We start from the raw sequence: 22,730 nt of genomic DNA on the forward strand, positions 1-22,730 counted from the left end.
CGGGCACCGGGCGATCACGGTCGACGTGGGCCAGCTACTAGCGCGACTGCCAGTCCAACCCTGAGATGCTGCCGTGATCGACCGGGGTGCCGATGAGGGTGTCGTGCCTGCCTGATGGCGTCACTGTGTGTATCGCCCCGTCCGCAGCGCTGACGAAGGCGATCCGAGAGCTGTCGGGTGACCACGCGGGGCTGTGTCCGTTGGCAACTCTCCTCTTCCGCGCTCCCGAGGCGTCCATCCGCCAGACCGCGCCGTCGCGGTCGAACACCAAACGCCGTCCACCCGGCGCCCAGTCAGGATCCTGATCGAACGCGTTGCCATCCGTGAGCCTGCGAACGTCGGTCCCATCGGGCCGCATGGAGAACAGGTCGCCACTCGTCGCCCGCGTATCCGCCGAGACGACGAGCCTGCCGCGACTCGACCAGTCCACGTCTTGCTCCATGCGTCGTCTGGTGTGGGTCACCTTGACCAACTGTGTGCCGTCGCGGCGGATGACGTACACATTGGTGATCCACTTGGTTCGCCCCCGGGACCCGTCACCTTGGACGAAGGCGATCCGGCGGCCATCCGGTGACCATGCCGCCGAGAACAGGTCTCCCCTGAGAAGCACCCTGCGGTGGCTCCTGTCGGGAGCGACGGTGACGAGTCTGTTGATGCAGTCGATGCACTCGTTGACGTAGACGATGCGCTGACCGCTCGGCGACCAGTCCCCGTTCCGGTGATGACACTCAAAGCGACAACCGGCAATCAGACGCAGGTGGGCGGCTGTGCTGCCGGTTGTTCCGAGCTCGCCCGTCTGGACACCGTGGACGGTGTGGTCCCAGGTGAGGACGAACCGACCTTCGTCTCCCGGGAAGGTGGCTGGCGCTGCCGGAGCTGCGTTTGCTGGGTACATAGCAACTGCAGCCACCGTCGAGAAGGCCGCTAGCCCGAGACAGACAACCCGGAGCATGGACCGTGCGATCTGTGCACTCATCGACAACTCCAGCCCGCAACCTCGACGGTGATCCGTCCCGGTCAGCCTGGCTGCGGGACGGACGTCATGGCCAGGGTCGCTGGTCCTCGGTTGGCGACACGGGCGGTGCTGCTCGGTCCCGGCAGGGTCGAGGGGACCGCGTCACAGCTCGAAGTGCACGCCCGTGCGTTGCTCGCTGAGGTCCCAGAGCTGCAGCGCGAGCTCGTCGTCCAGCGCGTGCCGGCCGAACCTCGCCGGGCCGACCGGGCCGCGGGTCTCGCGCAGCCACTGCGGGCCGGTGTAGGAGCCCGGCCCGGCCTCGGTGGCGGCGTACAGCACGGGATTGGCCCCCGCGGCGGCGGACTGGAAGAGCAGCGGCATGACGAACGGCGCCGCGAGGCGCACGATGCGGCGGGCGCCCATGCCGTTCGGGTCGGCGACCAGCTCGGTGGCCGAGACGCCCGGGTGGGCGGCGGTCGAGACCAGGGGAGAGGCGGCCGCGACCGCCCGCTTGCACAGCTCGCGGGCGAAGAGCAGGTTGGCCAGCTTGCTGTTCCCGTAGGCGCGTTGGGGGTGGTACGTCGACTCCGGGTTGCCCTCCAGCAGCGACGGCCGCCCCTCGTGGTGCGCGATCGACGACACGGTGACCACACGGGGCGCCTGCGACTCGAGCAGCGCCGGGAGCAGCAGCCCGGTCAGTGCGAAGTGGCCCAGGTGGTTGGTGCCGAGCTGCAGCTCGAAGCCGTCCTCGGTCTCGCGGTAGTGGGGCGGCGTCATGACGCCGGCGTTGTTGACCAGCAGGTCCAGCGGACCCGTCCAGCGGTCGGCGAAGGCGCGGACCGAGGCGAGTGAGGCCAGGTCCAGGGCCTCCACCCGCGTGGAGCCGGCCATGGAGGACGCGGCCTCGCGGCCGGCCTCGATGTTGCGACAGGCCAGGACGACGGTCGCGCCGTGGGCGACGAGCTGGCGGGCCGTGTGCAGACCGATCCCCGAGTTGGCGCCGGTGACCACCGCGGTCCGTCCGGTCAGGTCGGGCAGGTCGGCGGGCTTCCAGCTCATCGGGCTCCTCGGGATCGGATCGTGGGGGAACGTCAGTCCGGGACCCAGCACAGGCCGTAGTGCTGCCCGCCGTCCCACTTCTCCTTGGTCGGCCACTCGTAGCCCCAGGTGAACTGCAGCGGGTCCGCTGCCGCGGCGCGCCCGGCGTCCTCGCAGGGCGCCTGGCCGGCCTCGCGAGCGGCCGCCGGACCGGGGTAGCGGGCGCTCGAGAAGTGCACGACCTGCACGGCCCGCCAGCTGTGCGCGCGCGAGCAGATCACCCGGGAGAAGTCGGCGTGCCCGGGTTCGGCGGTGCTGCACATGCCGAACCGGTCACGGCCCTCCGCGGTGCCGAGGACCCCGCCCATCCGGGGGGCGAGCGGCGCGAGCCTGCCCTCGGAGGCGACGGCGATCACGTCGCAGCGGTACCAGTCGGCGCCGGCGTCGGAGAGCTTGACGGTCGGGGTGAACCAGACCGCGCGCAGCATGCTCAGATGCAGGTCGTCGAGGCTGCCGCCGAGGTACGCCGGCAGCCGGCGCGGGCACTCGGTCGCGACCTGCGCCTGGACCCGCTTGGAGTCCACGGCCAGCAGGTGCCCGTCGACGACGGCGTCGAGCGCGCCCACGGCGTACGTCATCGACGTGTGCGGCTTCGCGCACGGGACCGGCTTCGTCCCGCTGGTCGGCGCGAGCGCCTGGTCGTAGCCGAGCGGGTAGCAGGCCCGCTCGCGCGGCGACGGCACCCGCGCCGCAGGCGTGGGCGTCTCCGACGGGGTGGCCGAGGTGGACGTCGAGGGTGACGGCTCGGAGGAGCCACCGCCGCCTCCGGTGCAGCCGGCCAGGACCAGCGCCAGCAGGAGCACGGGCGCGAGGGCGGCGGGCAGGCGCTTCACTTGTCGGTCCCCGCCCAGCAGACCGAGCGCCGGTTGCCGGCCTTCCACTCGGCCTCGTGGAAGTAGGTGTAGCCGATGTCGTAGTTCACCGGGTAGCCCAGCCAGGCGCCCACCGAGTCCGAGCAGAAGTCCCGGGTCTTCACCTCGACCAGCCGGTCTCCGGGGTAGGGATCGTCGTCCTCGCCCAGCTTGATCGTCGTCACCGCGCGCCAGTCGTGCGGCTCGGAGCAGGGCACCTTGACCGAGCCGGCCACCGAGGGACCGTCGGCGCAGACCAGCCAGTCGTCGTCGAGCTTGCCGAGCATCAGGCCCTCGGCGTTCCGCGGCAGGTCGACGTAGTCCTTGCTCTGGTCGCCGCCGCCGACCACGTCGCAGCGGTACCACCGGGCGCCGTCGTCCCAGGCGCTCTGCGAGGGCCGGAACCAGGCCCAGCTGGTGACCGTGCGCATCACCAGGCTCTCGTCGGCGCCGAGGAACCGCATGAACTTCTTCGAGCAGGTCCGGTAGGCCCAGGCGCCCAGCGCCTCGGCGTCCCAGTCGGCGTCCTCGAAGGAGCCGGGCAGGGTGCCGACGGCGAAGGTCTGGGCGGTGTGCGGCTCGGCGCAGTCGACGGTGCGGGTCGCGTTGCTCGGCTGCGCGACGTCCTCGGGCGTGAGCACCCGGCAGGCGCCGAGCTCCGGCGTCTCGACCGAGTCGACCTGCGCCGGGTCGGCGTTGCTGCCCTGCGCCTGCTCGGAGGTGCAGCCGGCGAGGAGGGCGAGCGCACCGAGCAGGAGGGGTACGACGAGCGCGCGGACGTGCGGCACTGCCCCTCCTTGCGTGGTGTTCGAGAACGACCGTGATCGTACCCGTGGCTCAGCCGGCGAGCAGCGCCGCCAGCGTCCCGCCGAGCTCGTACGCCGCTGCCTGCTGCTCCTCGCCCACCTCGCCGAGGACCTCGAGCACCTCCGCGGCCTGGCGCCAGGGCAGCGCGCCGACGATCGCCTGCACCGAGCGGACGGCGCCGGTGGTGTCGTAGCGGCCGTGCACCCACAGGCCGTACGGCTTCTTGCCTGCGCCCGCGGCGGTGGCGGAGCCGTCCTCGGCGAGTGCACCACCGGCCTCGAGGAAGATCGAGTCGAAGAAGTGCTTGAGCGCGCCGCTCATGTAGCCGAAGTTCGCGGTCGTGCCGAGCAGGTAGCCGTCGGCGCCCAGCACGTCCGCGGCGGTCGCCTCCAGCGCCGGCCGGACCACCACCTCGACACCCTCGATCGCGTCGTCGTGCGCGCCCGCCACCACCGCGTCGGTCAGCGACCGCACGGTCGGGGTGGGGGAGTGGTGGACGATGAGCAGCCGGGCCATCCGGCTGAGCGTAGTGCCGGCCCGACCGTTCCGGGCCCGACCCTTCCGGGGACCGCCTAGTGGCCGGTCTGCCGACGGGCGGGCAGCGGGTAGGCGATGCCGTCCATGCGGTGCGTCGGGCGGATCCCCATCGCCCGGAGGATGGTCGGCATGATGTCGACGGACCGGACCGGCGCGCGGAGGTCGCGGCCGGAGAGACCCGCCCCGGTGAAGACGATCGGGATCCGCTGCGCGGCGCGCTGGATGCCGCCGTGGTCCCCGGCCACGGAGTACGTCGTGTTGTCGGGGAGCGTGGCGATCAGGTCGGGCCCGTAGGGAGCCGCCTCGGTGTCGACGAGCTCGTGGGCCCGGCGCACGAACCAGCGCCGTTCGCCGGCGGAGTGCATCCGGCTCCACCGGACCTTCGAGACCCGGTCGAAGTGGTCGCCGTCGCGTCGCCAGACGGCGGTCACGTCGGCCATGGTCCGCATCGCGGCGGCGGCCTCGGCGACCTTGGCCGGAGACTGGTCCTTGAGCCACACGCGCAGCATCGAGTCGCTGTAGGACAGCCCGACGTTGCCCGTGTCGACCAGCGGCTTCAGGGCGGCCTGCGGCCGGTCGTAGACGTCGTCGTTCTCGGGGTCGCCGTAGTACCAGTTGTAGTAGCCGTAGTCCTGCTCGGGCACCAGGTCGCCGTGGAAGTGGCGGCCGGCGACCGAACCGTGGTCGGCGGTCAGGACCACGAGGGTGTCGTCGAGCACGCCCTGCGCCTTGAGCTCGGCCATGATCTTGCCGACCTGGCGGTCCGCGGTCGCGGTGGCGACCCGCATGTGGGTCATCGGGTCACCGTCGGTGCCCGTCGGCCCGGGATCGGCGGTGCCGCCCCACATGTGCGCGGCCTTGTCGACGCCGGGAAGGGTCACGAAGATCCCGTTCCAGTCGGCCTCGTGACGCATCACCTGGACCGCGGCGTCGGCCGCCCAGACGTCCCCGCCGCGGTGCGCGGGGTCGTGACCGGTGACGTAGCGGTCGCTGTCCAGCGGGTAGAGGACCGCCGGGAGCTTCGTGGTGTCGTAGGCGTAGTCCGGGTAGCCGCTGTGCACCCAGAACCGGCTGCAGGGCCTGCCCGAGATGTACGACGGCACGTTGATGCCCGTGGGCATGCGCCACGAGCTGGAGTCCCCTGGACAGGCGGGGGCGCTCCCGAAGGTGATGATCGAGTCCGAGCCGGCGCCGCCGAACGCCCACGCGGCGTACCCCTTGGGGCTGATCGTGAAGGTCTTGGCCGACGGGTCGGCCGCCCCCAGGTAGTCCGCGAGCTTCGGGTAGCCGGCGGCCTTCTGCAGCGCGAACATCTCGTCGCTCCCGAAGTCGCTGGTGATGAAGAGCTGGTCGGGGTTGTCCGGCTCGAGGTCCGGGAGCACCCCGTCGACGTCGCGGTAGCCCTCGTCGGTCCACCCCATGTGCTTGGGCAGCTGTCCGGACGTGATCACGTTGTGGGTCACCACCGTGACCGACCCGGTGTGGCCGAGGTAGCTGTGCGGCGTGTCGACGCCGCGCCGCATCAACGCCTCGACGTTGTGCATGTCGTACTTCCTGACGATCTGCTTGCTCAGGGCGTCGACGACGATGATGACGACCTTGGTCGGACGGCCGGTGGCCTGCCGGTCGTGCCCGCTGCCGGGGGACCCGGCCGGGCCGCTCGCCTGGGCGACGCTCTGGGCGCCCGTCGCGGTGAGGACGAGCGCGGCGATCGCCGCGGCAAGGGTGCTCGGGTGGACACGGTGCATGGTGCTTCCCCTCCCGGCGCGGCCGTCTCCCGCGATCCGTGCGTTCGAACGTATGCCGCGCGCCGCGTGGCGGGCATCCCCCAGAGAAGGGGTCCGGTCAGGCGGCGGGCGGAAACGCGCAGCACCGCTGCAACCCCGCACCACGTCCGTGCGTCTCGTCTTCACCGGGGCGGACTCGTCGCCCCCGAGTCGTCAGGACACAGCCATGCAGAAGCACCGTCGCACCGTCGCCGCCGCTGGGGCGCTCGCCGCAGCCTCCACCGCGCTCGTGCTCGCCGCGCCCGTCGGCACCGCGAGTGCCGCGGACCGACCTGCCAGCCGGATCACCGTGCACACCTCGGACACGACCCCCAGCTCGGGTCAGGAGTTCGTCCTCACGGGCCGGCTCAGCACGGCCACCGGGCAGGCGCTCGCCAACGGCTCGGTGCGCGTGCAGACCCTGCGCGCGGGCGCCTGGACCGACCTGAGCGGCGCCCGGGTCAGCACCGGCAGCGAGGGCGGCTACCGGGTCCGGGTGGTCCTCTCCCAGAAGGGCGCACGGGACCTGCGCGTGGTCGGCGACCCGGCCGGCGACAGCCTCCGGAACTCCCGGGCGCGCCTCGAGGTCACGGTCTCGTAGCGGCCCGGGCAAGTTCTGCGCGTCCCTGTGGCAGGTTGGTGTCGTGTCGGCGTGATGCCGTTCGTGGTGTGGGTGAAGGCGGTCGCGAGGACCGCCCGGAGCTGAGGAGAAGTCATGACGCACTACCTGATGTCCGTCCACGGTCCGGCCGAGATGGGCGAGTTCGGCAGCTACGGCTCCAAGGAGGAGATGGAGGAGGCGTTCGCCGCGACCGGCGCCTTCAACGACAAGCTGCAGGCCGAGGGGTACTGGGTCTTCGCGGGCGGTCTCGAGTCGGCCTCGACGGCGACCGTCGTCGACGGCCGGGGCGCGTCACCGGTGATGACAGACGGTCCCTACCTCGAGAGCAAGGAGGTCATCGGGGGCTTCTGGGTCATCGACGTGCCCGACCTCGACGTGGCGCTCCGGCTCGCGGCCGAGGGGTCGAAGGCGTGCGGGGGCAAGGTCGAGGTCCGTCCGTTCAGCGGCGCCGCCTGAGCCGGCCGGGCGCTGACTGATCGCGATGGAGACCGGGACGGCGGCCGTCGAGCGGGTCTTCCGCGAGGAGTACGGCCGTCTGATCGCCTCGCTCGTGCGCCGCTTCGGCGACATCGACCTCGCCGAGGAGGCGGCGGGCGAGGCGCTCATGACCGCGCTGGAGAGGTGGCCGGAGACCGGCGTACCTCCCAACCCCGGTGGCTGGCTCACCACCACCGCCGGCAACCGCGCGATCGACCGGATCCGCCGCGAGAAGCTGCGCGACGCCAAGCACCAGGCGGCCCGGATGATCCACGACGACACGCCCCACGAGGCGACCGGACCGGTCGAGGACGACCGGTTGCGGCTGATCTTCACCTGCTGCCACCCCGCGCTCGCGCCGGAGGCGCGGATCGCGCTGACGCTGCGCCTGCTCGGCGGGCTGACGGTGCCCGAGATAGCGCAGGCGTTCCTGGTGCCCGAGACCACGATGGCGCAGCGGATCACGCGGGCGAAGAAGAAGATCGCGGCGGCGAAGGTGCCCTACCGGGTGCCCGAGGCTGCCGACCTGCCCGAGCGGCTCGGGGGAGTGCTGGCGGTGCTGTTCCTCGTCTTCAACGAGGGCTACCTGGCCTCCGGTGACGGCGACCCGGTCCGGGCGGAGCTCACCGGCGAGGCGATCCGGCTGACCCGCGTCCTGCACGGGCTGCTGCCCGATGAGCCGGAGGTGACCGGCATGCTCGGGCTGCTGGTGCTGATCGAGGCCCGGCGCGAGGCGCGGGTGCGGAACGGTCAGCTGGTCCCGCTCGACGAGCAGGACCGCGCCGGGTGGGACCGCGCGCTGATCGACGAGGGACACGCCCTGGTCCGCGAGTGCCTGGCGATCAACCGGCCGGGTCGCTACCAGATCCTCGCCGCCGTCAACGCCGTGCACACCGACGCCGCCAGGGCCTCGGACACCGACTGGTCGCAGGTGGTCGCGCTCTACGACCAGCTGGTCCGGCTCGACCCGTCACCGATCATCGCGCTGAACCGGGCCGTTGCCGTCGCGGAGCTGGACGGCGCGGACGTCGGCCTCGCCCTCGTCGACCGGCTACCCCTCGACGGGTACCACGCCTGGCACGCCACCCGCGCCGAGCTGCTGCGCAGGCTCGGCCGCAGCGGCGAGGCCAAGGAGGCTTACGACGCCGCCATCGCCGCCACCCAGAACTCGGCCGAGCGTGCCTACCTGGGCAGGAAGCGCGGCGAGCTGGTCTGACCGGACGAGCGCGTGCTGCTGGGCGATCTCTCGGTCTCTGCCTGAGCGGCCTTCGACCCTTCGGGAGGCACGCTCGACGCGAGCGCCGACAGTCCGGGGCGATGCGAGCGACGGGCGCCGGTTCGCGACCTCAGGTTCTTCGTTTGCGGCAGTTTGAAGTGACGCGGATCGGGCACGTGAAGTCAGCGGTCCCGCTGTTCCGTGTCGGATCACGTGGGCCATGTCGGCTGCCAGCCCGGGCAGTCACACCAAACTGAACGGAGTTCTGCCATGTTGTGGACGATCCTCATCATCCTGGCAATCGTCGCGCTCGTGCTGTTCATCCTCGGCCGCGTCCGTGGAGGCCGCGGAGTCTGAGCAGCACTCGCGTCACGAGGCACCGTCCCCGCGGGGGCGGTGCCTCGTCGCTTGTCGGCAGCACGGGTGTCCCCGAGACGCCGCACTTCCCCAGGATCGCGGCCGCTCGCGCCTACGCTGGGGGTCCGTCAACTCCGGGGGTTCTCGTGCTGGTCCACCGCCGTCTTCTCGCGCTCTGCGTCGCCGCCGCCACAGCTTCGACACTCGCCGTGCCGGGCCCGGCCGATGCGGTAGACGACGGGTGGGGTCCGCTGCAGGAGGCGCACGGAAGTGCGCTCGCGGTCGCCCTGGACGGGCGGACCAGCGCCCTGGTCAGCGTCGGTGGTCCGGACGACGCCACGATCTACGACCAGCGCCGGACAGCAGGCACCCTGGGCCCCCGGACCGAGGTGACCAGGGTCGAGGACGCCGAGTCGTGCCGACCGGTCCAGGCCGTCACCGAACTGGGCAATGTCGCGGTAGCCGTGGAGTGCCAGACCAAGACCGGGCTCGAGGACCCGCCGACCACGCTCGTCGAGCTCGTGTGGACCGGCGACGACGGCTGGGCGTGGCACGTGCAGCCCGAGGGTGAGCTGGGGTCGCTGGACTACTCGCCGCGCGGCCAGTACGTCGTGTTCACCAGCAACAGTCGGTACGGACGTGCACACCACGTGACCAGCTACCACGCCGATCTCGGCTGGCGTGACCTCAGACGCCGCGAGCTGGGGTCGACAGGAGATGACCTGGTCGCCGCCGTCAACGACGCGGGGGACCTCGTGGCCCTGCGCGGTGCGGGGTTCGAGGACGAGCCGGGCTACTGGTTCGGCGGCCGGCTCCGCATCGAGACCTACGACGCCGCGGCAGGGGAGTGGCGGAACCGGTTCACCCGCCGCTACCCCGATGGTGGCATCGATCCGTCGGGCATCGACCTGGCCGCCGGGCGCATCACGGCGGCGTTCGTACGGTCGCGTTCGACCGGCCAGGTCAACGGCCTCGCGGACAGGGTCGTCGTGCTGTCCGGCAGGCCCGGCAGGCCGACCTCGTGGTCCTCGTCCGGGTGGAACCGTCAGGTCCTGGCCGCCTCCGTGGCGACGACGCGGGCAGGTGTCGGCGTCGCCGCCTGGCAGGTGGTCGATGCTCGACGCGCCGTCGGGTCGCGGCTCGCGACGTGGGCGCCCGACCGCGCGCACCCGTCGGTGCGGGACCTGAAGGGGCGCATGACCCTCACCGACGCTGCGAGGTCCGGCCTGGCCCTGGACCTGTCGGTCAGCGCCGACGGTCGAGGGGCCGTCGCCCACGTCCGGCACCGGCCCGGTGTCGCGCACTCGATCGTGGCGGCCACGTCGTTCCGTGTCGGCCGCAACGGCGGACTACGTCAGCAGGTCGACGCGACCTGGCGGCGACCCGTCAGCGCGACCGTCGACGTGACCGCGAGCGCCACCTCGACCAGCATCACGCTCGGCCGCATGGCCGGGCCGTTCTTTCAGTCGCGGAGGACTGACTACAGCGTCTGCTGCTCGCAGCGCTCTGCGTGAGTGCTCGAAGGAACCGGCACCCACCGCGCGACGGTGGGTGCCGGACCTTCTCGGAGCGTGCGGCCTGGGTCAGAGCCCGACGTGGTTGGCGGCGTACGTCGCCTGCGCGACCGTGAACTCGTCACCGGCCTTCGAGGACAGCTGCTGGATGAGCCCGGTGCGCGAGAAGCTGGACATGTCCAGGTACGACTTCGCGGACTCGACGGCCTCCTTGTTCCAGTCGACCTTGACGTGGTTGACCGCGAACACGGCGTCGGCCATCTTGAAGCCGTCGCCAGCCTTCGAGCTGAGCTGCCCGATCAGCCCGGCACGGCTGAAGCCGCTCATGTCCAGGTAGGACTGCGCCGACTCGATGGCGTTCTCCTGGGCGACCGTGAAGTCGGGCGCGTCCGCGCCCTTGTGCTTGACCGGGTGGTCCTTCGAGCCCGTCCCGGTGGTGTCGTCCACGTTGCAGGCGCTGAGCGCGATGGTGGTGGCGGCGGCCACGAGGGCCGTGACGATCGTCTTCTTCATGCTGGTTTTCCCCATGTGTTGGTGTTTCGGCGAAGTGAATGGCTGTGTGGATCAGCAGACGGGAGCAGGTCGCTGACCTCGGTGCCGCCGAGAACATCGGTGCGCCAGACTCGGAGATTGAGTCCCGGACACGGTTGTGACGGGACTCACCCCAGCCTTCGGAGTCGGAGACCACGGCGCCGTCCAGCTCACGGTGTCTGGTGCCGATGCCCCCGGAGCGCCGCGGCCGTCAGCGGGGCTCCGTCACGACGGAGCCGACCGCCTGAGAGGCTGACGCCCGTGAAGGACGTCGACCTCGAGACCATCCGCCTCTTCCTGCACGTGCTGGCCGCGACCATCTGGGTCGGCGGCCAGGTCACGCTGGCAGCGCTGGTGCCCGCCCTGCGGGCCGCCGGCACGGACGTGCCGAAGGCCGCCGCGAACGCCTTCAACCGGATCGCCTGGCCGGCGTTCGGTGTCCTGGTCCTGACCGGGATCTGGAACGTCGTGGCCGAGGACGACAGCAGCAGCGCCTACCAGAACACCCTGTCGTTGAAGTACGCACTGGTCCTCGCCTCCGGCGTCACGGCCTACCTGCACGCCCGGGCGACGTCGAAGCGCGGCATGGCCGTGTTCGGAGCGCTGACCGGCCTCACCGCGCTGGGCGCGCTCTTCGTCGGGATCATGCTCGCCGGGTAGCCACCGCGCCGGCCATCAGGCGCGCGAGCCGGACGGCCTCCTCGCACCCGGGCAGGTCCTCGACCGGCACGCGCAGCGGGATCCGCCAGTTCTCGCGCGCCACGGTGCCGGGGACGTTCGGCCGGCGCTCCTCGAGCACGGCGTCCTCCAGGGCCACCGACAGCAGCAGGCAGGGCGCCTGCGCGAGCCGGTGGTACGCCGCGTCCACGGCGTCGCGCACGGGTGCGGCCTCGTCGAGCTCGCCGCCCCGCCGCAGCCGGGCGAGCAGGTCGGCGCGGCCACCACGGACGTCCTGCTCGCTCATCGTGGTGCTGGCGAGCTGGTCCTCCGCGTCGGAGCCGGTCCACAGGCCGGCGACCGTCGGGAGGTCGTGGGTGGTGACCGTGGCCATGGCGCCCTCGGGCCAGTCGGCCGGCTCGTCGTCCTCGAACCACAGCACCTTGTAGGAGAGGATCCCGCGCTCGGCCAGCGCCTCCCGGACCCCCGGCTCCACGGTGCCGAGGTCCTCACCGACCACGACGGCCCGCGCACGGTGCGACTCGAGCGCCACGATGTCGAGCAGGTCGTCGGCGGGGTAGCGCACGTACGCGCCCTCGGTGGCGCCCATGCCGTCGGGGATGCACCAGAGCCGGAAGAGCCCCATCACGTGGTCGATGCGCAGCCCGCCGGCGCCCGCGATCGTGCCGCGCACCGACTGGACGAACGGCTCGTAGTCCGCGGCCCGCAGCCGCCACGGCACCAGCGGGGGCGAGCCCCAGTCCTGGCCGGTGGTGTTCAGCAGGTCCGGTGGTGCGCCGACGGTGAGGCCGGAGGCGACCTCGTCCTGCCAGGCCCACGCGTCGGCCCCGCCGCCGGACACCCCGATCGGGAGGTCCTGGAGGACGGTCGCGGCGCCCGTCGCCGCGCGGAGCTGCACGTCGAGCTGCCACTGGAGCCAGGCGTGGAAGGCGATGCGGTTGCGGTGCGTGGCGGCGTACGCGTCCACCTCGGACCCGTCGAGGCGCTGCAGGGTCCCGGGCCAGGTGCGCCAGTCGGGTCCGTGCTCCTCGGCGAGCGCGCACCAGGTGGCGAACTCCTCCAGGCCCCGGCCCTGCTCGTGCCGCCACGAGGTGAACGTCGGGTCGGTGGTTGCCGAGCCCGACACGAAGGCCTCCCACAGGGCGGCCCGCTTGAGCTCCCACACGCCGTCGCGGTCGATCAGGTCGGTGGCGTCGAGCCGCGTTCGGGAGTCGGTGGTCGCAGGGGAGAAGCCCGGCACGTCGTCGACCCGCAGGTAGATCGGGTTCCGGAACCGGCGGCTCGCGGGCAGGTAGGGGCTGGCCTCCTGGGGCAGGGTGGGCGCCGCGGCGTGCAGCGGGTTCACCAGCAGGAAGCCGGCGCCCAGCGACTCCGACCACACGCGCAGGGTGCGGAGGTCGCCGAGATCGCCGATGCCCCAGCTCGACCGCGAGCGGGCGGCGTACAGCTGCACGGTCCAGCCCCACTGCTGGGTCTCCGGCAGCCAGCAGCGGCCCGGCGAGACGACCAGTCGACGCCACCGTCCGTCGTCGTCACCGACCGGGCGGAACCGGTGGTAGCCCAGCGGGAAGTCCTCGGGCAGCACGTCGCCGACGCGCCGGACGCGTGCGTCCTCGCACTCCACCACCAGCGGCCCCAGCCCGAGCCGCCGCCCCGGGCGGGTGACGACAGGAGCCCGGTCCTCGAGGTCCGGCGGGGGCGTGCCGATCGCCACCCGCAGCGCCTCGACGGTCGCATCGGAGGCGACCTGGGGCTGCCCGTAGGCGTCGACCCAGTCCCGCTGGACGCCCCGGTCGTCCGTGCCCACGCTCCTCAGCCGTCCAGCTTCTTGACCACGCGCGCCGGGTTGCCGACGGCCACGACGTTCGCCGGCAGGTCGCGGGTGACGACCGCGCCCGCGCCGACCACCGTGTTCTCGCCGATGGTGACGCCGGGGCACACGATCACTCCGCCGCCGAGCCACACGTTGTCCCCGATGGTGATCGGCTCGGCGTCCTCCCACTTGTCGCGGCGCGGGCCGGGCTCGATCGGGTGGGTGGGCGTCAGCAGCTGCACGTTCGGCCCGATCTGCACGTCGTCGCCGATGGTCACCCGGGCCACGTCGAGGCACACCAGGCCGAAGTTCGCGAACGTCCGCGCGCCGATGAAGGTCTGGTAGCCGTAGTCGCAGCGGAACGGCGGCCGGATCTCGGTGTCCTCCCCGACCGCCCCGAGCAGGTCGACCAGGACCTCCCGGCGTTCCAGGGCCGCGTCGGGGGCCAGCTGGTCCAGCCGCTGGCAGAGTGTCCGGGCGCGGAGGCTCTCGCGCGCCAGGTCGGGGTCGTCGGCGATGTAGGGCTCACCCGCGAGCATCCGCTCGCGCATGCTGCGCTGGTCCGTCATGCCCAGATCGTGTCATGCGCCGCCCCGGCGGGGCGGCCCTATCGTGGGGTCATGCGGCTGCCGCGGGTCCGACGAAGCTTCGTGCTGCCGGGCGTCATCATCGCGCTCACCGCGCTCGTCGTGGGTGCCGGCGCCGGGGCCGCGTTCGAGTCCGACACCGTCGGCAGCTACTGGGAGGGCCTGTGGTGGGCGCTGGCCCTGATGACGACCGTCGGCTTCGTCGAGGGACCGCCCTCGACCGCGGGTGGCGCGGTGACCTCCGCGGTGCTGATGGTGGCCGGCTTCCTGCTGCTCTCGCTGATCAGCGCCGCGCTCGCGTCACTGTTCGTCCGCGAGGACGAGGAGCCGGCCGAGGAGCGGGAGGAGGCACTCGAGCGGCAGGTGATCGACCGGCTCGCAGCGATCGAGCAGCGGATCGCCGCGATCGAGCAGCGACTGGACGGGCCCGGAGCAGACGTGGGATCGAGCAGTGAGACGCCGGTCCCGCCCTCCGGGACCGGTGGGCTATCGTGAACGGGTCATGATGCGCCAGCTTCTCCTTCGCTGCCGCAGCGAGGTCTGAGCACGAGCCGGACCCCCTCGCTGCGGAGTGAGTGCGTGCGACCGGCCGCCCAGCCCCCACCCAGCGAGGACACCATGACCACTTCGTCGAACATCTCCGGCTCCCAGAAGCCCAGCGGCATGCCGGTCGAGCGCTACCGCGCCTACCCGCCGATCGACCTGCCCGACCGAGCCTGGCCCACGAGGACCATCACCGAGGCGCCGCGCTGGCTCTCGACCGACCTGCGCGACGGCAACCAGGCGCTCATCGACCCGATGAGCCCGGCCCGCAAGCTCACGATGTTCGAGCTGCTGGTGAAGATGGGCTACAAGGAGATCGAGGTCGGCTTCCCCTCGGCCAGCGAGACCGACTTCGCGTTCGTCCGTCAGCTGATCGAGCAGGACCGGATCCCCGACGACGTCACGATCTCGGTGCTGACCCAGGCCCGCGAGGACCTGATCGAGCGCAGCGTCCAGTCGCTGGTCGGCGTACCCCGCGCCAACATCCACCTCTACAACGCGCTGGCGCCGCTCTTCCGCCGCGTGGTCTTCCACGCCGGCAAGGACGAGGTCAAGGCCATCGCCACCCGCGGCACCGAGATGGTCATGAAGTACGGCGAGTCCTACCTGGACATGACGGTCATCGGCTACGAGTACAGCCCCGAGATCTTCACCTCCACCGAGCTGCCCTTCAGCCTCGAGGTCTGCGAGGCGGTCTCCGACGTGTGGCAGCCCGAGGACGGCCGCGAGATCATCCTCAACCTGCCCGCGACGGTCGAGTCCGCGACGCCGAACGTCTACGCCGACCAGATCGAGTGGTTCTCCCGCCAGCTCACCCGGCGCGAGAACACCGTGGTCAGCCTGCACCCCCACAACGACCGGGGCACGGCGGTCGCGGCGACCGAGCTGGCCATGATGGCCGGCGCCGACCGCGTCGAGGGCTGCCTGTTCGGCCACGGCGAGCGCACCGGCAACGTGTGCCTGGTGACCCTGGGCATGAACCTCTTCAGCCAGGGCGTCGACCCGATGATCGACTTCTCCGACATCGACGAGATCCGTCGCACGGTGGAGTACTGCACCCAGCTGCCGGTCCACCCGCGCCACCCCTACGCGGGCGACCTCGTCTACACCGCCTTCTCCGGCTCCCACCAGGACGCCATCAAAAAGGGCCTGGAGGACCTCGACCGGCAGGCCGCCGAGCGGGGCGTGCCGGTCGAGCAGATGCCGTGGGAGGCGCCGTACCTGCCGATCGACCCGAAGGACGTCGGCCGCTCCTACGAGGCGGTCATCCGCGTCAACAGCCAGTCCGGCAAGGGCGGCGTGGCCTACATCCTCAAGGCCGAGCACAAGCTGGACCTGCCGCGGCGCGCGCAGATCGAGTTCAGCCGCGTGGTCCAGGAGCGCACCGACGCCGAGGGCGGCGAGATGTCGTCGGACGAGATCTGGTCGGTCTTCTCCACCGAGTACCTCCACCGCGAGACGCCGCTGAAGCTCAACTCCGTGCACACCTCGTCGGCGGCGGGGGAGAAGGACGCGCTCACGGTCAACGTCTACGTCGACGGCGAGCTGCAGACCCTCGAGGGCAGCGGCAACGGCCCGATCGCGGCGTTCGTGAACGCGATCAACGAGCTGCCCGGCGCCGACGGCGGCAGCCGCTTCGACGTCCGGGTCCTCGACTACGCCGAGCACGCCCTGTCGTCGGGCGGGGACGCGATCGCGGCGGCGTACGTCGAGTGCCTCGTCGGTGACCAGGTCTTCTGGGGCGTCGGGCTGGACCCCAACATCGTGACGGCCTCGCTCAAGGCCGTGATCAGCGCGGTCAACCGCGCCTGAGCGGCAGCCGCACCGTGAACGTGGTGCCGGCGAGGTGGGCGGACCGCACACCGACCCGGCCCCCGTGCGCGGCGACGATGGCGGCCACGATCGACAGCCCCAGGCCGGTGCCCTGGATCGCGCGCTCCTGGGCCGTGGAGGACCGGAAGAACTTCTCGAAGAGTCCGCCCTGCTCGTCCTCGGGGATGCCGATGCCGGTGTCCCGGACGGTCAGCACGGCCTCGCCGTCCTGCTCCTCGAGCCGACACTCGATCTCGCCGCCGTCCTCGGTGAACTTCACCGCGTTGCCGAGCAGGTTGAGCAGCACCCGCTCGAGCTGGGCCCGGTCGCCGAGCACCATGAGCGGCGCGCCGGGCTGGTCCATCCGCAGGGACAGGTCGCGACCGAGCATGAGCGGGTGGAGCGCCTCCTCGACGGGCTTGAGGAGGGTCGCCAGGTCCAGCGCCTCCCGCTCCCAGGGGACGGCGCCGGAGTCGAGCCCGCTGAGCAGCAGCAGGTCGTTGCAGATCACGATCAGGCGCTGCCCGTTGCGGGCGATCGTGTCCAGCAGCGGCACCTGCTCGGGCGCGGGGTCGACGAACGAGCCGTCCTGGAGCATCTCGGTGTAGCCCACGATGCTGGTCACCGGGGTCCGCAGCTCGTGGCTCACGGTCGAGACGAACTCGTTCTTGGCCTCGTCGAGCTGGCGCAGCCGCTCCACGGCCGTGCGCTCCTTGTCCAGCGCGGCGACCAGCAGCTCCTGGTTCTGCCGCTGCTCGGTCACGTCGCGCCCGACGCACAGGAAGCCGATCGGCGACCCGGCGCTGTCCGCGGTGACGCTGAGGGTCATCGAGACGGTGTGCCGCCGCCCGTCGCTGGCCACCCAGGTCCAGTCCCGCATCCGGGCGTCGCCCTGCGGGCCGATCGAGGAGGCCAGCACGGCGAAGGCAGCCGCGGCGTCGCGGGTGCCGGTGCGCTCCTCCAGCTGCTCGGGCGCGAGCAGGGAGACGAAGGGCTGCCCGAGCATCTCGAGGTAGTGGTGGCCCAGCAGGTTCTGGGCTCCCGAGTTGAAGACCGTGATCCGGCCGGAGTCGTCGATCCCGATGATGGCGGTGGTGACCGCAGCCTCGAGCAGGTGGACCACCATGCCCGCGGCGGTGCGCTCCGCGGTGACGTCGACACCGGTCAGCACGGCGTACTGGGGCCGGTCCTGCTCGTCGCGCACGACGTCGTCGTTCCAGACGATGCGCCGCTTCTCACCGCTCCTGGTGATCGCCTCCACCTCGTGCGGCTGCGCGCTCCCGGTCCGATGGAGGACCGCCGTGGCGTCGGCCGCGGTGAAGGGGGCGAACGTGGTGTCCCACACCGGCCTTCCCACCAGCTCGTCCTCGCGGTAGCCGGTGAGCTCGGTCGTGGCGGCGTTGACCCGGACGATCGTGCCGGCGAGGTCGGTGACCAGGATGATGCACGCGGCGGTGTCGAGCGTGGCGTTGGTGAGCCGCTCGGCCTCCTTGAGCCGGCGCAGGGCGTCGTACTCGGCGGTCACGTCCTGCATCTGCACCGAGAACGTCGGCTCCGGGTCGCCGGAGAGCAGGGAGAGGGCGACGTTGACGCGGGCCAGGGGCCGGCCGGACAGACCCACCTGGGCCTTCCAGCCCTCGAGGTCGCCGGCCAGCATCTGCCCGGCGATGTCGTCGAGCCGGACCGACGTGTCGAGGACGTGGTCGAGGCGGCGGCCGACCAGGTCGGCCTGCTCCGCCCCGAGCAGCCCGGCAGCGGTGTCGTTGCTCTCGACGATCTGCAGCTCCGGTCCGTGACGACGCAGCAGCAGCATGCCGACCAGCGACTCGGTGAAGTTGCGGCGGAACAGCAGCTCGCTGGCGCTGACCCGGCTGAGCAGCCGGCCGCGCTGCTCGGCGGCGATCGCCAGCGGCACCGACATCAGGGCCGCACACAGGAGGTAGACCTGGGTGAGCAGCCCGGCGGTCGAGGCACCGATGTCGCCCTGGGCCAGGCTGGTGCCGAAGGGGCCGTAGCCGTGGGCGGTCAGGTACGTCGTGGCGACGCTGAGGCCGGCCAGCTGCCAGGCCACGGTGCGCAGGTCGAAGCGGAGGGCCGCCCAGACGAGGAACGGCAGCGGCACGAACGTGACCGGCAGCGCCTGGGAGGGTGAGAAGACCAGGGTGGTGACGACCGCCAGCGCCATCAGCTGCAGGACGAGCTCGCCGGGGCGCAGCACGCGCACCGTCCGGGGCGGGGGTCCGGTGACGAGGCGCACCGAGAGAGCGACGGGGACCAGCACCAGCGTGGACGCCGCGTGGGAGGCGAGCACGGAGCGCCAGCTCTCCAGGAAGTCGCCGCCGTCGACGGCGACCACCGCGAGCGCAGCACCGGTGGCGATCGTGGCACCGCCGAGCAGCGCGGCCGCCACGAGGCGCACGAAGTCGTCGAGGCTCTCGAGACGGGGACGGTCGCGACCCTCGGTGCGGAGCACCGCGGCCGCGACGACCGCCTCGGCGGCGTTGGCGATCCCGAAGAGCACCGAGATCGGCACGTCGCGGCCACCGGTGACGTTCGCCAGACCGCTGGACACGACGATGCCGGCCGCGAGCAGCGCCCACCGCCGGCGGGGGGAGAGGGCCACGAGGGCGACCGCGATGCCCGCCGCCGGCCACCAGGTGGCCACGGGGTCACCGGCAGGCGCGAACAGGACGGCGCCGACGCCGGCGAGGTAGACCGCCACGAGCATCCCGAGCGACACCAGCCAGGCCGGGCACCGAGGGCCGGACGTGGTCATGGGGGACAGTGTCGACCACGCCTGCGCCGCGACCGGCACCGGCTCGCCGGTCGGTGGCGCCGCGCGCTCAGGAACCGGCACCCAGGATGCCGGCCACGGCCCGGCGCTCGAAGCCGAGCGAGCGGTAGACGCTGGCCGCGTCGTCGGACGCCGCGGTGAGGAACACGTCGCTGACGCCGGCCTCCCGGCAGGCTCCCACGAGCGCGGCGGTCACGGCCGACCCCCGACCGCGTCTCCGGGCGGCCGGCAACGTCGCGATGCCCATCAGCTCCGCGGTGTCCTCGCGTGGCGCGGCGGTGCCGGTCGCCACCAGCGTCCCGGACCCGTCGTACGCCGCCACGACCAGCAGCAGCCCCTGCTCGACCAGGCGCCCACGGATGCCGGGCTCCTGGGGCGTGGCCTCGTCGCAAGCGCCGAACGCCGCGTTGGCCACGCCCAGCGCCAGTGGCAGGTCCGGGTCGTCGGCCGCGAGGACGCGGGTCGCCTCGGACGTCGCCGGGAGGCCGGCCGAGCGCGGCAGGACCAGAAGCGGGCAGAGCTCCAGCTCGTGCGGACCGGTCACCGCGGCCCGCACGGCCGGCAGCAGGGAGGGGGTGGTGTCGTCGACCCACTCCACGGCGCGGGGCACGCCGAGCTCCGCCTGGCGGGCCAGCACCCGGCGTACGTCGTCGGGGTGGACGTCGCGGTCGAGGCCGAGCCGGGGCCGGGCGTAGAACTGCCACCCGGTGCCCGGGTCGGCCACGAAGAGCGTGAACGGACCGACCTCCTCCACCGTCGCGACCGGCCGGGGGACTGCGTCGTAGTAGCGCTCGATCTGGCTCAGGTCCACGAGGAGAAAGGTCCCAGCCGCTGCTCCGGACAGCAACTACATTCAGGTCATGCTGGTCTCCGAGCGCATTGGGCAGTTCTTCGTCGAGGGCGACAGCGGTCGCGACCGGCTGGAGTACACCGAGTACGGCTCGGGTGACTCCTGGGTGGTCCTGCTGCACGGTCAGCTGATGCCGCGCCGGATGCACCAGCCGCTGGCCCGGGCCCTGGCCGCCGAGGGGCTGCACGTGGTCACGCTCGACCTGCTGGGGCACGGCCGGTCGGACCGGCCGGCCGACCCGTTGCTCTACTCGATGACCGCGTTCGCCGAACAGGTCGTCGCGCTGCTCGACCACCTCGGTGCGCCCCAGGCGGTCATCGGCGGTACGTCGCTGGGCGCGAACGTCTCGCTCGAGGTGGCCGTGCTGGCCCCCGACCGGGTGCGCGGGCTGATCGTGGAGATGCCGGTGCTCAACAACGCCCTCGAGGTCGGGATCCTGACCTTCGGGCCGCTGCTGTTCGCCTCGCGGTTCCTGCCGTTCACCGTCAACGGCCTGCGGCTGCTGACCCGGCCGATCCCACGTGGGCTGGTGCCGTTCTGGGTGGGGATCGGGCTGGACACCCTCGACCAGCGGGCCGACTCGGTCGCGGCGGTCGTGCACGGCCTGTTCTTCGGGCGGGTCGCCCCGCCCTCGAGCCAGCGGCGCACGATCACGGCCCCGGCCCTGGTCATCGGCCACCCGATCGACCCGCTCCACCCGGCCGCCGACGCGGCGATGCTGGCCGAGGAGATGCCGCGGGCGACGTTCGTGCGCGCACGGAGCATCCTGGAGTGGCGGATGACGCCGGACCGGCTCAACCGCGCGGCGATCGGCTTCGCGCTCGGCTGCTGGAAGACCCCGCGACGCTCGGGCAGGGTCAGCAGGAGCCGACCATGAAGCCGGCCTTGAAGAGCGTGTTCTCGCCCCGGATCATCTCGACGTAGCCCTGGTCGACGAAGACCACGCGGGCCCGGTTCTCGCCGATCATGTCCACCCGGACCGGGCCGTCGACGTCGAGGCACTGGGCCAGCCGGACGTGGAGGTTCTTCTTCGGGCACGTGTCCCCGGACCCGGCAAATCCCGGGTTGTAGCGGGCGGCGTCGTCGCAGCGCCCCTCCTGCAGCGCGGTGACGTACTCGAGGCCCGCCTTCTTGAACGCCTCCTTGTAGTCGTCGCTCCCGCCCGTGCCACCGCGGAGCAGCACCACGCCGAGCGCGACGGCCAGGGCGACGGCGAGCGCTGCGACGCTCGCGAGCACCGCGGTGGGCACGCGGCGCCGGGCCTCCCCACCGGACGCCACAGGTGACGCGGGTGCCGCGGGCGGGGCGGCCGCGGGCGCGGGCGGCGGGGTGACCCCGCGGCAGGCATCCGCCAGGGCGCGCGCGAAGTCGCGCACGTCCGGCCAGCGGTGGTCGGGATCGGGCTCCATCGCACGCGCCACGACCTGGTCGACCGCGGCCGGGACCGCCCGCAGCGACGTCACCGGTGCCGGGCGCTCGCCGGGGAAGCGGCGGGCCCGCGGCGGCTGCCCGGTCAACAGCGCCCATGCCACCGCCCCGAGCGCGTAGACGTCGGCACGGGCGTCGATGACCGCGGAGTCGTCCATCTGCTCGGGAGCCATGTAGGACGGGGTCCCCACCGAACGGGTCACGCCCGAGTCGGGCGTGATCGCCTTGGCCACCCCGAGGTCGGCCACCATCAGCCGCCGCGCGCCCGAGGAGTCGGAGGCGAGCAGCAGGTTGGCCGGCTTGATGTCGCGGTGCACGATCCCGACGGCGTGCAGGGCCGCGAGCCCCTCGGCCGCCTGGGTGACGACGTCCACCAGCTCGTCCGGCCCGACGCCCACGCCGGGGCGGACCAGATCGGCGACCGAGCCGTCGTCGGCGTACGACATCACGAAGTAGGGCGTGTCCCCGTCGGTGACACCGACATCGTGCACGTGCACCACGTGCGGGGACCGGGCCCGGCGCAGCAGCCGGGACTCGGCCAGGAACCGCTCGCGGATCTCGGGGTCGCCCGCCCAGTTGTCGGCCAGGCACTTCACCGCGACGTCGGAGTCCAGCTCGTCGTCGCGGTAGAGCCAGACGGTCGCGAAGCCTCCGGCGCCGATCCTGCGGATCCGGCGGAGACGTCCGAGCTGCTCAGGTGCCGACACGCACCGGAGTCTGTCCCACGGTGCCGGTTCCAAACGGCGGCGGGGGCAGAATGGACAGGTGCTCTACCGTGACGAGGCGATCGTGCTGCGCACCCACAAGCTGGGTGAGGCCGACCGCATCATCACGCTGCTGACCCGCCAACACGGTCGGGTGCGGGCGGTCGCCAAGGGCGTACGCCGCACCACCTCGCGGTTCGGCTCGCGGCTGGAGCCCTTCACCCACGTCGACCTGCAGCTCGCCGAGGGGCGCAACCTCGACGTCGTCACCCAGGCCGAGACCCTGACCCCCTTCTCGTCCGGGCTCGGTCTCGACTACGACCGCTACACCGCCGGGACCGTGATGCTCGAGACGGCCGACCGGCTGGTGACCGAGGAGAAGGAGCCGTCGGTCCAGCAGTTCCTGCTGCTGGTGGGCGGCCTGCGCGCGATGGTGGGCGGCGCGCACGGCCCGAGCCAGGTGCTCGACTCCTACCTGCTGCGCTCGCTGGCGGTCGCGGGCTACGCGCCGTCGTTCGAGCACTGCGCCCGGTGCGGGCTCGAGGGGCCGCACCGGTGGTTCAACCCGTCCATGGGCGGGGTGCTCTGCTCGACCTGCCGGGTCCCCGGCTCGGCGAGCCCCGCGCCCGAGACCGTGGCCGTCCTCGGTGCGCTGCTGGCGGGGGACTGGCCGGTGGTGGACGCCGCCGACCAGCGGCACCTGCGGGAGGCCAGCGGCCTGGTGTCGGCGTACCTCGCCTGGCACCTCGAGCGCGCCCTGCGCTCGATGGCCTACGTCGAGCGCTGAGCG

At 72.4% G+C, this 22,730-nt stretch carries 21 protein-coding genes; 9 read left to right on the forward strand and 12 right to left on the reverse strand.

The annotated features are described in order from the left end of the window. Positions 1-37 precede the first annotated feature (37 nt). The 6 genes from ACZ43H_RS04570 to ACZ43H_RS04595 all read right to left on the reverse strand — a co-directional run bounded on the left by ACZ43H_RS04570 (position 38) and on the right by ACZ43H_RS04595 (position 5,996). Positions 38-976, reverse strand: coding sequence for a TolB family protein (locus ACZ43H_RS04570; RefSeq protein ID WP_464588122.1), 939 nt, complete (start codon positions 974-976; stop codon positions 38-40). A gap of 141 nt (positions 977-1,117) precedes the next feature. Next, positions 1,118-2,014 carry an oxidoreductase gene (locus ACZ43H_RS04575; RefSeq protein ID WP_464588123.1) on the reverse strand — a complete coding sequence of 299 codons (897 nt, stop codon included), beginning with the start codon at positions 2,012-2,014 and terminating at the stop codon, positions 1,118-1,120. A 32-nt stretch (positions 2,015-2,046) separates the two neighbouring features. Next, positions 2,047-2,886, reverse strand: a complete 840-nt coding sequence (locus ACZ43H_RS04580) for a septum formation family protein (RefSeq protein WP_464588124.1) — start codon at positions 2,884-2,886, stop codon at positions 2,047-2,049. Beyond that, the gene (locus ACZ43H_RS04585) at positions 2,883-3,692 is read right to left on the reverse strand and encodes a septum formation family protein (RefSeq protein WP_464588126.1); all 810 of its coding nucleotides are present in this window, start codon (positions 3,690-3,692) and stop codon (positions 2,883-2,885) included. The genes ACZ43H_RS04580 and ACZ43H_RS04585 overlap by 4 nt, the downstream gene beginning before the upstream one ends. Positions 3,693-3,741: 49 nt before the next feature. Beyond that, positions 3,742-4,227, reverse strand: a complete 486-nt coding sequence (locus ACZ43H_RS04590; RefSeq protein WP_464588127.1) for a flavodoxin family protein — start codon at positions 4,225-4,227, stop codon at positions 3,742-3,744. Positions 4,228-4,283: 56 nt separating this feature from the next. Beyond that, positions 4,284-5,996 carry an alkaline phosphatase family protein gene (locus ACZ43H_RS04595; RefSeq protein ID WP_464588128.1) on the reverse strand — a complete coding sequence of 571 codons (1,713 nt, stop codon included), beginning with the start codon at positions 5,994-5,996 and terminating at the stop codon, positions 4,284-4,286. 205 nt (positions 5,997-6,201) lie between these two features. Between ACZ43H_RS04595 and ACZ43H_RS04600 the strand changes: the two genes are divergently transcribed. From ACZ43H_RS04600 to ACZ43H_RS04615, 4 genes are all read left to right on the forward strand, one after another. Then, positions 6,202-6,615: a hypothetical protein gene (locus ACZ43H_RS04600; RefSeq protein ID WP_464588130.1), complete on the forward strand. Its 414-nt coding sequence runs from the start codon at positions 6,202-6,204 to the stop codon at positions 6,613-6,615. A 114-nt stretch (positions 6,616-6,729) separates the two neighbouring features. Next, the gene (locus tag ACZ43H_RS04605; RefSeq protein WP_464588131.1) at positions 6,730-7,092 is read left to right on the forward strand and encodes a YciI family protein; all 363 of its coding nucleotides are present in this window, start codon (positions 6,730-6,732) and stop codon (positions 7,090-7,092) included. Between the two features lie 25 nt (positions 7,093-7,117). Then, positions 7,118-8,329, forward strand: a complete 1,212-nt coding sequence (locus ACZ43H_RS04610) for an RNA polymerase sigma factor (RefSeq protein WP_464588132.1) — start codon at positions 7,118-7,120, stop codon at positions 8,327-8,329. A gap of 566 nt (positions 8,330-8,895) precedes the next feature. Beyond that, positions 8,896-10,200: a hypothetical protein gene (locus tag ACZ43H_RS04615; RefSeq protein ID WP_464588134.1), complete on the forward strand. Its 1,305-nt coding sequence runs from the start codon at positions 8,896-8,898 to the stop codon at positions 10,198-10,200. Positions 10,201-10,269: 69 nt separating this feature from the next. Here ACZ43H_RS04615 and ACZ43H_RS04620 read toward each other — a convergent pair whose 3' ends face one another. Continuing rightward, complete coding sequence (locus ACZ43H_RS04620) at positions 10,270-10,713, reverse strand: Ltp family lipoprotein (protein ID WP_464588136.1); 444 nt, start codon at positions 10,711-10,713, stop codon at positions 10,270-10,272. A 279-nt stretch (positions 10,714-10,992) separates the two neighbouring features. Here ACZ43H_RS04620 and ACZ43H_RS04625 point away from each other — a divergent pair, with 279 nt between their 5' ends. Further along, positions 10,993-11,391, forward strand: a complete 399-nt coding sequence (locus tag ACZ43H_RS04625; RefSeq protein WP_464588137.1) for a CopD family protein — start codon at positions 10,993-10,995, stop codon at positions 11,389-11,391. Here ACZ43H_RS04625 and malQ read toward each other — a convergent pair. Then, a complete protein-coding gene (gene malQ / locus ACZ43H_RS04630; protein ID WP_464588139.1) occupies positions 11,375-13,216 on the reverse strand; it encodes a 4-alpha-glucanotransferase in 1,842 nt (613 codons plus the stop codon). The two genes, ACZ43H_RS04625 and malQ, sit on opposite strands and share 17 nt — an antisense overlap. A gap of 5 nt (positions 13,217-13,221) precedes the next feature. Next, entirely contained in the window at positions 13,222-13,791 is a 570-nt protein-coding gene (locus ACZ43H_RS04635) for a sugar O-acetyltransferase (protein ID WP_464588140.1), read from the reverse strand. Between the two features lie 51 nt (positions 13,792-13,842). Here ACZ43H_RS04635 and ACZ43H_RS04640 point away from each other — a divergent pair, with 51 nt between their 5' ends. After that, positions 13,843-14,304 carry an ion channel gene (locus ACZ43H_RS04640; RefSeq protein ID WP_464588141.1) on the forward strand — a complete coding sequence of 154 codons (462 nt, stop codon included), beginning with the start codon at positions 13,843-13,845 and terminating at the stop codon, positions 14,302-14,304. A gap of 123 nt (positions 14,305-14,427) precedes the next feature. Continuing rightward, positions 14,428-16,164 (forward strand): 2-isopropylmalate synthase, encoded by a 1,737-nt coding sequence (gene leuA, locus ACZ43H_RS04645; RefSeq protein ID WP_464588143.1) that lies wholly within the window; start codon positions 14,428-14,430, stop codon positions 16,162-16,164. On the opposite strand, the gene ACZ43H_RS04650 is transcribed toward leuA, so the two are convergent. Then, complete coding sequence (locus tag ACZ43H_RS04650; protein WP_464588144.1) at positions 16,151-18,940, reverse strand: ATP-binding protein; 2,790 nt, start codon at positions 18,938-18,940, stop codon at positions 16,151-16,153. The two genes, leuA and ACZ43H_RS04650, sit on opposite strands and share 14 nt — an antisense overlap. A gap of 67 nt (positions 18,941-19,007) precedes the next feature. After that, positions 19,008-19,769, reverse strand: a complete 762-nt coding sequence (locus ACZ43H_RS04655; protein ID WP_464588145.1) for a GNAT family N-acetyltransferase — start codon at positions 19,767-19,769, stop codon at positions 19,008-19,010. 49 nt (positions 19,770-19,818) lie between these two features. Between ACZ43H_RS04655 and ACZ43H_RS04660 the strand changes: the two genes are divergently transcribed. Further along, positions 19,819-20,685 (forward strand): alpha/beta fold hydrolase, encoded by an 867-nt coding sequence (locus ACZ43H_RS04660; RefSeq protein ID WP_464588147.1) that lies wholly within the window; start codon positions 19,819-19,821, stop codon positions 20,683-20,685. On the opposite strand, the gene ACZ43H_RS04665 is transcribed toward ACZ43H_RS04660, so the two are convergent. Continuing rightward, positions 20,666-21,943 (reverse strand): serine/threonine-protein kinase, encoded by a 1,278-nt coding sequence (locus ACZ43H_RS04665; protein WP_464588148.1) that lies wholly within the window; start codon positions 21,941-21,943, stop codon positions 20,666-20,668. The two genes, ACZ43H_RS04660 and ACZ43H_RS04665, sit on opposite strands and share 20 nt — an antisense overlap. Before the next feature lie 58 nt (positions 21,944-22,001). Between ACZ43H_RS04665 and recO the strand changes: the two genes are divergently transcribed. After that, the gene (gene recO / locus ACZ43H_RS04670) at positions 22,002-22,727 is read left to right on the forward strand and encodes a DNA repair protein RecO (RefSeq protein WP_464588150.1); all 726 of its coding nucleotides are present in this window, start codon (positions 22,002-22,004) and stop codon (positions 22,725-22,727) included. The last annotated feature ends 3 nt before the right edge of the window (positions 22,728-22,730 follow it).

The sequence above is a fragment of the Nocardioides sp. DN36 genome (genome assembly GCF_055380375.1).